Source organism: Parvimonas micra (genome assembly GCF_037482165.1).
Classification (GTDB): Bacteria; Bacillota; Clostridia; order Tissierellales; family Peptoniphilaceae; genus Parvimonas.
Map to the genome: position 1 here is coordinate 1,487,220 of NZ_CP148048.1, position 12,568 is coordinate 1,499,787.

The window sequence follows — 12,568 nt, forward strand, 5'->3', positions numbered from 1 at the left end:
TAATTGCAATACTTTTAAAGATTTTTTTATAATTCTTTTAAAACTTTTGATGTTAAATCTGGATAATTTCCAATTAGAGCATCTACTCCCATTTCAACTAGATACTTCATTGCTTTTTCATCATTTACTGTCCAAGTATTTATTTCAAGACCCATCTTTTTAAATTCTTCTACCCAAGATGGCTTTTGTAAAAGCATATAATATCCCGGATGAACAGCTTCGTGCTTAATACCTCTCATATATTCAACTGTATTCATCATTGGACTTTCAAAGAGAAGTCCTGTCTTAAAAGTAGGATCAATTTGTTTGCAAAGTTCCATTGACTCATGATTAAATGAGGATAAAATTACATCATCCTTAAGTCCAAACTCTTTTACCATTTTAATAACAGCCTCTTCAAGTCCATAGTAAAAAACATAGTTATTTTTAAGCTCTAAATTTACAAAAAGTTTATTATCCTTTACAATTTGTAAAAGCTCATCTAAAAATATAATTTTTTCTCCTAAAAACTCGCTTCCTTTATGTGAGCCAAATTCCATTTGCAAAAGCTCTTTTGAAGTCAAGTCCTTTATAAAACCACTTCCGTTTGAACAAGTTCTGTCAACAGTATCGTCGTGAATTATTACAAGTTTTTTATCCTTTGTCATATGGACATCAGTTTCAAAACCGTCACAATCAGAATGTTCAATAGCCTTTAAAAAGGCAATTTTTGTATTTTCAGGATATTTTCCGGAAAATCCCCTATGGGCTAAATTTAATATTTTTTTCATAATATCTCCTTAATTTCTACTTAAAATATATTTAAGTATATCACTTTTAAAAAATTTACTCAATAAGATTTTATGTTTAATGGATTACCAAAGGGGTAAAAGATTAAAGTATATAAATACAAAATATTTTTATTCGCTAGGGGTGCTACTAAGCTGAGAAATACCCTTTGTACCTGATTCAGTTAATACTGACGTAGGGAAGTTGAATAGTCTTTTTTTGTGGACTTTCTAGTGAATATCTTAGGAGGTTTTTTTTATGGAAAATTTTGGAAAATTTTTCTCAAGTACTGCTGGAAAAACAACTATTATATTGTTGATTTCCTTTGCTTTTTTATTTTTTGTCTTTTATTTTAGGAGAGATGAAAAAATATTTTCTACAAAAGCACTAACTTACTCTGCTATTTTATTAGCTCTTGGAATTAGTGCAAATCAAATAAAGTTTTTAAGCCTACCACAAGGTGGAAGTATTACTTTATTTTCAATGATTTTTATTGTTTTCATTGGTTATATGTTCGGACTTCGAGTAGGACTTATAGCAGGTATAACTTTTGGACTTTTAAATTTATTGATTAAGCCTGAAGTTTATACCCCATTTCAAGCAATTATCGACTATATCCTAGCATTTGGTTCTCTTGGACTTAGCGGATTGTTTGCAACTAAAAAAGATAAATTAATACCTGCTTACCTTATTTCAATTACAGGAAGATTTATCTTTGCAACATTATCAGGTTATGTATTTTTCGGAGCCTACGCACCAGAAGGTTGGAACCCACTATTTTATTCAATCTGGTATAATATTTCATATATCGGAACTGAAGGTGCTTTAACAGTCGCATTACTTTTAATACCACTAGTAAGAAATACTTTAGAAAAATTAAAATCAAGTAATTTTAAAACAAATTAATTTTTAGGGATAAGAACCCCACCCTTCCACGATGCTTTGCATCGGGTGGGTGCCCGGGAACCTTGTTACTTCGTAATAAAAAAGGCTAGTTGATGCTAGCCTTTTTCTATTTTATTAATATTTTTTTCTTATATCAACTATTTTAATAATAAAATAATTATTTTTAAAAATTATCTAATCCAAGCTCCAGAATTATCAAAAGTATAATCTACATTTCTTATTCTAAGCGTTTTGCCTTGAGCGATATATCCTCCTTTTTGAGCATAATACCACTTACCACCAACAAAAATCCATTCATTTTCTACAATATATCCGTTAGATTTAGCATAGAACCAGTTTCCGCCTTCATATACCCATTGATTTTCAGCAATGTATCCACCTGACTTAGCGTAGAACCAATTTCCACCTACGTATACCCATTCTTTTTCTGCTATGCTTCCATTAGATTTAGCATAAAACCAGCTTCCGTCTTTATATACCCATTCACTTTTTGACATTGAACCAGTTGCTTCTAGATAGTACCATTTTTCATTGTCTTTAACCCAGCTATCAGCAATCATATAACCATCTTTGTCAAATAAATACCATTCATTATTTATGAATTTCCAGCTGTCTTTAACTTTATACTTTCCATCGGCTGATTGATAACTCCATTTTCCATTATCATTTTGAACCCATTTATAAGCTTGTGGATCTGGTTGTTCTTGATTGTCTTCTACAAATTTCCATTCACCTTGTAATCTTAAATCTTCATTTTCAACTATTGCTTCATTTTCTATAGGTTCAACTTGATTATTTTTTGGAACCTTCCAAGTTATAAACTTCCAAGTTCCTCCTTCTACTTTTACATCATCAAATTTTGGAAGAGTTATTTTTGTACCATTTGGAACGTCATCTTTATTTGCAGGTTTTTTATTTTTAACTGCTTCTGGTAAATCTCTATCGTCAGGGACTGCAATAAATCTATATACTACCTTAAATTTATTTACTTGACCCTCTTTTTCAAACTCCCAAACTCCTTGTAATTTGATATCTTCGTTTACAATTTGAACTTCATTATTTACTACTGTTTTAGTTCCGTCTGAATTAACTTTTTCCCATCTTTTGAATTTCCAAATTCCACCATCAGCCTTTACTTCTTTAAAATCAGTTTTAAGTTTATATTTAAAACCTTTTGGTGCGTCAATGGCTGATTGTGGAATTTGGTTTTCTACTCCATCTGGTAATTTTTTACCTGCTGTCCCTGATACAAATGTAGGTATTACATCATATTTTTTCTCAGCCTCTCTCCGATTAATAAAATTTGTACCAACATTATGAGCTTTTTCACTCTTTTCTTGCTCTGCAAAACTTACGTTCGGCAATACTGCAACTAACATTGTAAGAATAAGAATTTTTGAACTTATCTTCTTCATTTTTCCCCCTTTTTGTTAAAATATTTTACTATTAGAACTTAATTACATTATTTTAGACAAATGAAATTAATCTAATATAAGTAATTATGATAATAGCAATTAATATTATAACATAAATCCTCCTTTTTGTGCAATTCTCAATAACAAAAAAAGAGCTAGTAGTTTTACTACTCAGCTCTTTAGTAATTTTCTATTTAAAATCTCTCTAAATCATCGCCATATACAATATCTTGCAATGCTCTAGCAATCTTATTAATATTAAAATTGATTAATTTTGTTTACTCTTTCCTTTTCTGTTAATAAAATATCCAGTAATAAAAATTACTATACCACCAACAGTCATAATTAAAAATAGAATATCTCCAGTTTTTGGAAGTCCTCTTCTAAACGGTTTATTTTTTATAATTGTTGCCTCATTAGTCTTTGAATTTGCATCTATTTTAAATTCAATACTTTCTGAAAGCAAACTATAACCTTTTGGAGCTTTTGTCTCTACTAAGTAGTATGTTCCAAAAGGAAGATTTTCAACTTTGAAACCTCCGTTTTTACCAGAAACAAGTACATAATCTTTACCATCTCTTTTAAAAGGAATAAATTTATTTCCATCTTTTATCATTACTTTAAAATGAGCACCTTCAAGGAATTTCGGATTTTTACCACTTGAAACTTTAACAAATAATTTGTCTCCGGTTTCTGCTTTTTTGTTTATTACTTTAAGAGACATCTCATTTTCATCAACGATTTTAAATGAAGTATCTCTCTTGTCTATTACATAGCCTGAAAGCGGTTCAATTTCTCTAAAGAAATATTCTCCTAAAGGTAATTTATCAATAAAAATCTGTCCATTTTTATCTGTATAGAGTGTTCTTGTTGAGCCCTCTTTGTCGTATGAGTTTTCTGTTAGTGGAACTTCGACATCTCCATTAGCAGTTATCATATATAATTTAAAACCTACATTTTCAAGAGGGTTATTTTCTTCTGATATTTTTAAAAGTCTTACTTTTCCTAAAATATCAGGTATTTTTATAATTGTTTTAGAATAAATTGTATTTCCGTCATCAGGAACTTTAAAAACAAAAGGTGATATTTCATAATCTCTTGAATTATCTGAAACTTCTCTAACATAATAAGTTCCTTTTTCAAGACTTAAAGTAATTCTTCCATCTACATCACTTTTAGATGTTTCTGTAAAATTACCATTTTCTTTACTTATATCTTCATCTTTTAAATCTTTTAGTTCTTCGATAATTTCACTTTTTTCTTTATTAGCATAACTGTCTTTAAGCTTCCAAACTTTTAACTTAGTATCTCTTATAGGTTTTTTCTCTTCTTTTCCCTTTTGAGAAATCAAGAAAATATCTATAGTTTCAGATGCAAATACTGTTTTGCTAATAAAGCCTATATTCAGAAGCAATACAAAAGCCATTACAATAGATATTAAATTTTTCGTAAATTTTTTCAATGCTTCTTCTCCTTCAACTAAAATTATATCAGGAGAAAACTCCTGATATAATTATTTAATTTTTATAGATTATTTTTCTTCAGCATTTCTTCTCTTCATTGCATAAACTGCAACTCCCATAAGAGTAATACCAATAACAGTGAAGATAACTGTACCTACTCCACCTGTTTGAGGAATAGTAACTTTTTTATTTATAACTTTTGTTGCATCTGTCTTACCAGCTTGATCTTGAGAATAATTAATATCCCCAGCACTTGAATAGGAATTTGCATTCACTTCAAAATCAATTTTTCCACTTAATAACGCATAACCTTCAGGAGCTCTAACTTCTTTTAGTTTGTAGTTTCCTGCTAAAAGACCTGCAACTTCAAATTGACCATCTTTGTTAGAAGTAAATTTAACAGCCTTAGCTTCAGTAGTCCATTCATAGTCAGTTCTTACTTTTAAGAATGCTTTATCACGAATAACCTTAGCTTCTTCAATTTTTTCTTTAGCATCTGTTCCTGCTTGACCTTGTTGTTGATCAGTAGGTAAATCATTATAAGCCTTTATTGCATCATCATATTTCTTTTGAGCTGCTGTATAAGCATCTCTGTCAGCTTTAACTGTAGCAGAGTCTTTTAATCCTAAGAATTTACCATCTGCATTTTCAACAACAAATTCAGCACCAGCTAATCTATCAGTTCCATTTTCACCAGTTTTAACAAATTTCTTTCCATAAGTTACTACTTCTGGAGAAGTTGGAATTACAGGTACAGGACTGTCAGGAGTTTTTGTGTTCTTAACAGTAACCTTTCCATCTTCAGTTTTATATTCAGGAGTATATCCAGCAACAATTTCTTTTACATAGTATTTTTTATTAGCATCTAAGCCTGTAAATTTGTGATTAAAATTGTCCTTTTTAGTAACACTATCTACAACCTTATCATCTCCAGCAGTTGCACCTTTTTCATATAAGTAATATGTTACAGTAACACCAGCAGGAGCATTTCCTTCAGCCCAACTCTTTGTAACTTCTATAGAATTATCCTTTGGAGTTACTTCATTTTCTCTTGGGTCTTTGAATTCTCTTACTTTATTATCATAATCAAATTTAACTTGGTTCTTATCTGGAGTATCAACTACAGCTTCCCCATTTAAAATAGCTTTATATTTTAAAATAAATTCAACTTCACCTTTTTTAGTAGCATCTTCAATTTTCTTAAGTCCATCAGCTTTGAAATTTAAAACAAATCCGCTGCCATTTTCTGTTAATTCATAATCAGTTCCAGAAGTTAATGTTACATCTTCAGCAGGTTCTAATACTTTAACAGTAAGTTCTAAACCTTTTTTGTAAGTAAGTCCTTTAGTCATAGTATCTTCCCATCTTAAAGTCTTATATTTAGCATCTTTTGGAAGTTTAGTTTTTACTTCGTATGGAACTTCATCACCAATCATCTTATTTACATTACCCTTTGGTTGTTCTGCCTTATTATAATCTGTTTGTCCTTCAAGATTCTTATCAACTTGAGGCTTTTCTTGAACATTCTTTGGATAAACATGAGCATTTTCAATAACTCCGTCTTCTTTAACCAAAGGTAAAGTTATAAGAACTGGTACAGCTTTTTGAGAAGTTAATGTTTCTCCACCTTTACCAACATAAGTTGATTTTTCTCTAATTTCAACTATTTGGTATTCACCGGCAGGAAGATTTGTAACATCAAAGTCTTTACCAGTAGCTGTTGTAAGACCACCTAAAATGTTAGGATCATCTAATCCAGTAGCATCTGATCCATCACTTTTGATGTATTTCCATTCACCAGCATTATTTTTCTTTTGCCAAGCAAAATAAACACCAGGAATTTCTTTTACAGAATCAGGATGTCCACCACCAATTTTTGATAAAATTTGGTTTAGTTGGTTAAGGTCTTGAGTTCCATTGTAACCACCTTTTTTAACTTTTTCACTATCCCATTTTTCTAATTCATCTTTTGTCTTTAAAAGTAATTTATGCAAAGTTACTTTTTTTGTTCCATTTCCTTCAGCGCTTACTTTTGCAGGTGAAAACATGGATGAAAACATTCCGATAACCATTGCAAATGCTAACACACTTGAAACAATCATCTTAGTTATTTTTTTCATAACTAATCTCTCCTCCTATAAATAAATTCTTATAATTTTTGAGCTTACATAAGTAAAATTTGACTTATTAATGTCAAATTTTTGCAAATTATACTCTTATAAATTTAAATTTTATGAATATCTATGCTAAATATTCTATAATTTCACGATAAGTATATCATTAATTCAGAAAAAAAACAATAGAAAATCCAAATATTTTATAAATTTGTAAGTTTAATAATTTTTTTACTCTTAGGGATTGATTTTATTTTAAATATGTTGTAAACTGATAATGGTTAATTTTGTAGAAAAAAATTTCGAAGTGAATATTTATGCACAATAGTAAAAAAACAATGGTATTTTGTTTTTTGTTCATATTATATTTACGATTAACATATATTTATTTTCGGGGAAGGTAATGAAATGAAATCGAAAAAAGTCTTAATTAGTTGCTTTTTAGTTTTAGTTTTTTTATTTCAATTTACATCATCAGCTTTTGTTAATGCCGAAATAGGCTATACAACAAATCAAGAAGGAACTTTTCCAACTGATTATGATGAAATAGATGGTCTTATTAGAAATGCTAAAAATCAACCAATAGATTATGAAGATGCTAAACTGTCCAAAACTGTTAGCAAAGGCGAAAGGGATGGAGAGTTTTATGTAGATTTAAAAATTGAGGGAAAATATAAAGAAGAAGATATTACTAAAGATATTGTAATTGTTTTGGATAACTCCAACTCAATGCAAAGAAATAATCGTGTTGGTATTGCACATAAAGTACTAAGTGAATTTACTAAGAATGTTCTTAAAGATGGAAAAGGAAAAGTAAGACTTGCCTTAGTAACTTATGGTACTGATGTATTCGACGGAAGATATGTAGGTCATGCTGCGCGCCCTGGATATTCATCTGATCTTTGTGTTAAACATTTTACAACAAATCCAAATGAAATTATAAATAAAGTCCCTAGTAATATTCCTACAACTCGAGGTCAAACATATCTTGGAGGAACATTTACACAAGCGGCACTTAAAGAAGCTCGTCAGATTTTAAGTACAAGTAATGCAAAGCAAAAAATAATAGTACATTTGACTGATGGTATGCCTACTAATTCTTATGAAATGACTTCGATAGACAGAGACGGAGCACAATTTTCTAATACCATAAAGGGAACTGGGCTAACTTACTTTTTAGGACAAAATTTTGCATATGAACATAATGCTTATAGTGTTTGGAATCCATTAACTAATAGTAATCTTTATGTGAATAACCACGGTATTCCAACATCTTATGAAGCTAAAAAGTTTACTAAAGATATTGCAACTTATACAATCGGTATTGAACTTGCACAAGAGAAATATAATGGTGGAAAATATTATCCAAGTGGAACACTTGAAAAACCTGATATTGTTAAGTTGATGAAGAGCATTTCAACTTCACCAAATCATTATTACGATTCTGCTAATGTAAATCAACTAAGCTCTATACTTAGCAAAATAGAAAAGGACATTCATAATACAGTTGTTAATGGAACTGTAACAGATCCTATGGGGCAAATGGTAGATTTAAACTTGTCTAATCCTGAAAGCTTTAAACTTACTGCATCTAACGATTCTATTTTAGAAGCTGTAGATATTAATTATAGTAAACATACAAGACAACTTACTTTAACTGGTTTGCATCTAGGAAAGGATCAATGGGTTAATTTAAGGTATAAGGTTAATTTAAGAACAGAAGATAAAGATTTTAAGATAGGGAAATTCTATCAGGTTAATGGTCCAACAAAATTGGTTCCTAAGGATAGCAACCCTAATAAATCTATCGATTTTCCAATTCCTTCTGTAAAAGCTGAGTATTTAGATATAAATGTAGAAAAGATTTGGAAATATAAGAGTGGTAATGAATTACCTGAAGAAATGCGAAAAGATGTTAAGATAAAGCTTATAAGGAAGTCGACTAATCCGAGAGTTCCAAATTCTAAAAAAGAAACAGTAATTGCTGAAAGAACTCTAAATAAAGCTAGTGATTGGAAGAATAAATTCGAAAAATTAATACCTTTTGACAATCTTGGATATTCTTTTGAATATTATGTTAAGGAAGAAGCTTTATCAAAAGACTTTGAAACTAAGATAGAATATTCAAATAATAAAAATTTCATTCAATCAACATCTGGAGATGTTAAGATAACAAATATAAAAGATATTGAAATTGAATTTTTAAAGTACAAAAAAGAGGGAAATAATAAAATTCCTATTGAAAATATTGAGTTTGAATTATATAAAAAGTCTCAAAATGGAGAATATGAAGTTGTAACTAAAGATAATAAGAATGTTATTTCAAAGTCTGGTAATGACGGAAAATTCAAATTTAACGGACTTGAAGTTGGAGAATATGCAATTAAGGAATTAAAAGCTCCTGAAGGATACCGAACTCCTAAGGATTTTGTAAGATATTTCAAAGTAAATAAAAAAGGTGAAATTGAATACGATAATTCAATATTTTCATCTAAAGAAGCTTTTTATAATATCGAAAACAAGAAACTTACTCCAATGTACTTTATGTTAAATAAAGTGAATCTTTTAGGCGAGTTGATTAAAGAAGGAAACTTGGAATTAGAATTAAAAGGAAGTTCAGGAAAGACTGAAATTTACGATTTAACTAAGAGTACAGCAGATGGCTTTAAGTTTGAAATTCCACTTGACTTTGAAAGTGGTACTTACATTCTTACTGAAAAGAATGCTCCTATGGGATATAAAAAATCAAATATTGAATATCACATAAAAATTGATAATGAAGAAAGAAAAATAATTTTAGAAAAAGAAGTTCAAAACGGAGTTTCTACAGTTAAAAATATTGTCTTATACCAAGAAAATGGAGAAGATATAGAAACTAAAAATCTCAATATTACAAATGAAAAAACAGTATACCCTCATACAGGTGGAAGTGGAACAGCTTTGTTTATCATAACGGGAGTATTATTTATGGTATGTTCTGCTGGAGCATATTATATAGTTCAAAAGAAAAAATCAATTTAGTAAATTAAAAAATTTATAAAAAAAGACCTTAAGTTTTAAAACTCAAGGTCTTTTCTATTGCGAAACAACAAGGTTCCCGGGCCCCCACCCGATGCGAAGCGTCGTGGAAGGGTGGGGTTCTTATTTTCTTTTTATTAAAAATTTTATAAATTTATATCCTGTAAAGATAAATACAATCCACAATCCTCCAGTAATAGAGTATACAAAAATAGACATATTTTTTACATCTTTATTTATTTCTTCTTTTTTTTCAACTTGTTCCCCAGTATTTTCTACTAATCTTTCACAATTTACAAGCATTCGATAAGGGCTTGGTGGAATTGCAGGGTCACAAGTAAGCAATGTCAAAATATCCTTATCTTTTTCTGGTTCTAATTTTTCCCACTCATAAGGTTTTATAATTTCCGTATTTGAAACTACATAAGTTAATGTTTTTCCAGCTCTTTCGATATAAACTTTATCGCCTTTTTTCAATTTAGAAATATTTAAAAACATTACATCTTTATACCAACCTCTATGTCCCGCGATTACACTTCTATTCCCATTTCCTCCAGTTGGGAGTGCTGTTCCGTCAATATGCGCAACACCATTATCTAGATGTTTATAGGAGGCATCAAGTCTTATAGGTTTGTATAAATCTATGGCAGGAATTCTTATATATGCAAAAATTCCATCAGGATCTCCTTTTTTAAATTCATAAACAGTGTTATATTCTTCATTGCTAAAAGGATCTACAATACTTGAACTTTTTACATTGTTATTATACTCTTTTATTGAATTTTCAAGTTGAGTTTTTTCCTCTTCACTCATTTTTTCTTGAAGTAACTTAAACTCTTCATACATGGACTTTTGCCTATAATTATTAAACACCAAATTAGTAAAAGTGTATAATGGAAGTGAAATTCCTATAATCATAATCAAATATCCAACAATTCTTACTTTTTTACTTTTCATTTAATTTAACCCATTCTTTACAATTTAAGCTCTTTAATTCTCTTTCTAACATCCATATATTTCTTAAAATTATATAAGAAAATAATTAGTGCTATTATAAAAATCATAAGTAACCAATAAAAATATTTTCTGAAAAAACTTCTTCTCTTGCTAACATTTTTTGCCTTATCAAGTGGAGTGTATTCAATCCTATGCCCTCTAACTAAAAGTCTATGTGAATTAACCATATAAGGTGTACAAGTCAAAAGGGTTACATAATCCTTTCCGCTTTCAACCAAAATTGGAGAAAAATCTGATGGCTCAACAACCAAAATCTGATCAACTTCATAAGCTAAAACAGTTTGAATATTGTGAATGAAGAATACATCCCCTTTTTGTAATTTATCCAGCTTTGTAAAAAGTGCAGCAGTTGGAAGTCCTCTATGAGCAGTGATTACTGAATGTGTACCTTCTCCACCCACAGGAAGAGAAGAACCCTCTAAGTGACCTGCTCCTTTTTGCAAAATATCTTCTGATGTCCCTGCATAAATCGGTAAATTTTCATCAATCTTAGGTATTTCAACATGACCTATCAACTCTCCAACTTGTAACATTCTCGCATACTCCGCTACTCCCCTATTTTTTTCTTCTTTAGAATAAGGGTCAGAAAGTTTGGAAGGATCAAGTGTTGAATTATATGCCTTAGCAAGTTTTATTCTCTCTTCTATTTCTTCCTTAGAGAGTTTTCCCGCTTCCTTTTCAAAGTTTTCAATACGCTTTCCACTATCAACTCTATAATACCATTGAGATACAAAAGGATAAATCATAATGCAAAATCCGATTAAAAAGACGAAGATAAAAGGAAGTTTTGTCTTTTTCCAGCTTTTGCCTTTAGCTTTATTATCTTTAATTTTCATAAAAACCTCTATTTAATATTATCTACATCTATTTTTTCTAGTTTTTTACTAATTTTTTTCCTCTTTCTAACATAATACAAAGTGGAAATAATTAAAATTACAAGTAAAAATAAAATAAAGTAGAATAAATACATATACCAGATATTCTTTTTGCCCTCCAATAACTCCTTATCAACAAGGTCTTTGTCATATTCAACTCTATGTCCCCTAACCAATAATCTATGAGTATTAATCATATAAGGTGTACAAGTTAAAAGAGTAGCATAGTCTTTTCCTTCGGAAATAAGTAAATCATCAAAAGTTGAAGGCTCAACAACTTTGATTTGATCAATCTGATAAGCCAAAGTTTCAGCGAAATTATGAATATAAAATTTATCTCCAATTTGAAGTTTTAAAAGATTTGTAAATAAAGTTGCTGTAGGAAGTCCACTATGTGCAGTTATAACAGTATGTGTGTTAATCCCACCAATAGGAAGAGATGTCCCTTCCAAATGACCTGCACCTTTTTGAAGAACTTCTTCATCAGTTCCCGCATAAATTGGCACATCAACATCAATGGCAGGTATCTGAACATGTCCGATGTATTCGTGAATTTCAATCATTCTCGCATACTCAGCCTTGCCCTCTTTCTTTTTTTCATCAGAATAAGGGTCATTAGTAACTTCATTATGCAAAGAACTATTATATGCCTTTGCTAACTCCATTCTTCTTTTAACTTCTTCTTTTGACAATTTTTCTTTTTCGCTGTCAAAAGTTGAGATAACATTTTTTGATTCAACTCTATAATACAATCTAGTGATTATAGGATACATAAGTATCCCAAAACCAAGTAAAAAAACTAAAATAAAAGGCCAATTACTTTTCTTTTTGGACTTTTTCTTAGAAATTTTTATATCTATATCACTCATAAAAACTCCTTAAAAATATTAATTATTTAATATCAAAATATTAACAATTTATTAAATAATTCAAAAACGCTTAATTATGATTATATTATTTTTCTCAGAAAAATACAAGAGATAAAAGCATAA

Annotated in this window: 9 protein-coding genes and 1 riboswitch; of the genes, 2 read left to right on the forward strand and 7 right to left on the reverse strand. The window is 29.6% G+C overall.

Annotated features, from left to right (window positions below; translation table 11 throughout):
- Window positions 1-26: 26 nt before the first annotated feature.
- Window positions 27-770 carry a glycerophosphodiester phosphodiesterase gene (locus WFJ11_RS07190; protein ID WP_009354547.1) on the reverse strand — a complete coding sequence of 248 codons (744 nt, stop codon included), beginning with the start codon at window positions 768-770 and terminating at the stop codon, window positions 27-29.
- 128 nt (window positions 771-898) lie between these two features.
- Window positions 899-987, forward strand: a riboswitch (TPP riboswitch).
- A gap of 39 nt (window positions 988-1,026) precedes the next feature.
- Between WFJ11_RS07190 and WFJ11_RS07195 the strand changes: the two genes are divergently transcribed.
- Window positions 1,027-1,674, forward strand: a complete 648-nt coding sequence (locus WFJ11_RS07195; RefSeq protein ID WP_338817346.1) for an energy-coupled thiamine transporter ThiT — start codon at window positions 1,027-1,029, stop codon at window positions 1,672-1,674.
- A 170-nt stretch (window positions 1,675-1,844) separates the two neighbouring features.
- Here WFJ11_RS07195 and WFJ11_RS07200 read toward each other — a convergent pair whose 3' ends face one another.
- The 3 genes from WFJ11_RS07200 to WFJ11_RS07210 form a co-directional block, all read right to left on the reverse strand.
- Window positions 1,845-3,089, reverse strand: coding sequence for an SHIRT domain-containing protein (locus WFJ11_RS07200; protein WP_338817347.1), 1,245 nt, complete (start codon window positions 3,087-3,089; stop codon window positions 1,845-1,847).
- A 268-nt stretch (window positions 3,090-3,357) separates the two neighbouring features.
- Window positions 3,358-4,551 (reverse strand): MSCRAMM family protein, encoded by a 1,194-nt coding sequence (locus WFJ11_RS07205; RefSeq protein ID WP_338817348.1) that lies wholly within the window; start codon window positions 4,549-4,551, stop codon window positions 3,358-3,360.
- Window positions 4,552-4,620: 69 nt separating this feature from the next.
- Window positions 4,621-6,672: a pilin N-terminal domain-containing protein gene (locus WFJ11_RS07210; RefSeq protein ID WP_338817349.1), complete on the reverse strand. Its 2,052-nt coding sequence runs from the start codon at window positions 6,670-6,672 to the stop codon at window positions 4,621-4,623.
- A 402-nt stretch (window positions 6,673-7,074) separates the two neighbouring features.
- On the opposite strand from WFJ11_RS07210, the gene WFJ11_RS07215 reads away from it, so the two are divergent.
- Window positions 7,075-9,687: a SpaA isopeptide-forming pilin-related protein gene (locus WFJ11_RS07215; RefSeq protein ID WP_338817350.1), complete on the forward strand. Its 2,613-nt coding sequence runs from the start codon at window positions 7,075-7,077 to the stop codon at window positions 9,685-9,687.
- A gap of 120 nt (window positions 9,688-9,807) precedes the next feature.
- On the opposite strand, the gene WFJ11_RS07220 is transcribed toward WFJ11_RS07215, so the two are convergent.
- From WFJ11_RS07220 to WFJ11_RS07230, 3 genes are read right to left on the reverse strand one after another with little or no spacing between them, the layout of a single operon-like run.
- Window positions 9,808-10,641, reverse strand: coding sequence for a class C sortase (locus tag WFJ11_RS07220; RefSeq protein WP_338817351.1), 834 nt, complete (start codon window positions 10,639-10,641; stop codon window positions 9,808-9,810).
- A gap of 17 nt (window positions 10,642-10,658) precedes the next feature.
- Window positions 10,659-11,537: a class C sortase gene (locus WFJ11_RS07225; RefSeq protein WP_338817352.1), complete on the reverse strand. Its 879-nt coding sequence runs from the start codon at window positions 11,535-11,537 to the stop codon at window positions 10,659-10,661.
- Between the two features lie 8 nt (window positions 11,538-11,545).
- The gene (locus tag WFJ11_RS07230) at window positions 11,546-12,445 is read right to left on the reverse strand and encodes a class C sortase (RefSeq protein WP_338817353.1); all 900 of its coding nucleotides are present in this window, start codon (window positions 12,443-12,445) and stop codon (window positions 11,546-11,548) included.
- Window positions 12,446-12,568: the final 123 nt, after the last annotated feature.

Bases quoted from the DNA above. Each gene is read 5' to 3' on its own strand.
- WFJ11_RS07220 (WP_338817351.1), bottom strand. From the start codon at position 10,641: ATGAAAAGTAAAAAAGTAAGAATTGTTGGATATTTGATTATGATTATA.
- WFJ11_RS07210 (WP_338817349.1), bottom strand. From the start codon at position 6,672: ATGAAAAAAATAACTAAGATGATTGTTTCAAGTGTGTTAGCATTTGCA.
- WFJ11_RS07230 (WP_338817353.1), bottom strand. From the start codon at position 12,445: ATGAGTGATATAGATATAAAAATTTCTAAGAAAAAGTCCAAAAAGAAA.
- WFJ11_RS07195 (WP_338817346.1), top strand. From the start codon at position 1,027: ATGGAAAATTTTGGAAAATTTTTCTCAAGTACTGCTGGAAAAACAACT.
- WFJ11_RS07225 (WP_338817352.1), bottom strand. From the start codon at position 11,537: ATGAAAATTAAAGATAATAAAGCTAAAGGCAAAAGCTGGAAAAAGACA.
- WFJ11_RS07200 (WP_338817347.1), bottom strand. From the start codon at position 3,089: ATGAAGAAGATAAGTTCAAAAATTCTTATTCTTACAATGTTAGTTGCA.
- WFJ11_RS07215 (WP_338817350.1), top strand. From the start codon at position 7,075: ATGAAATCGAAAAAAGTCTTAATTAGTTGCTTTTTAGTTTTAGTTTTT.
- WFJ11_RS07190 (WP_009354547.1), bottom strand. From the start codon at position 770: ATGAAAAAAATATTAAATTTAGCCCATAGGGGATTTTCCGGAAAATAT.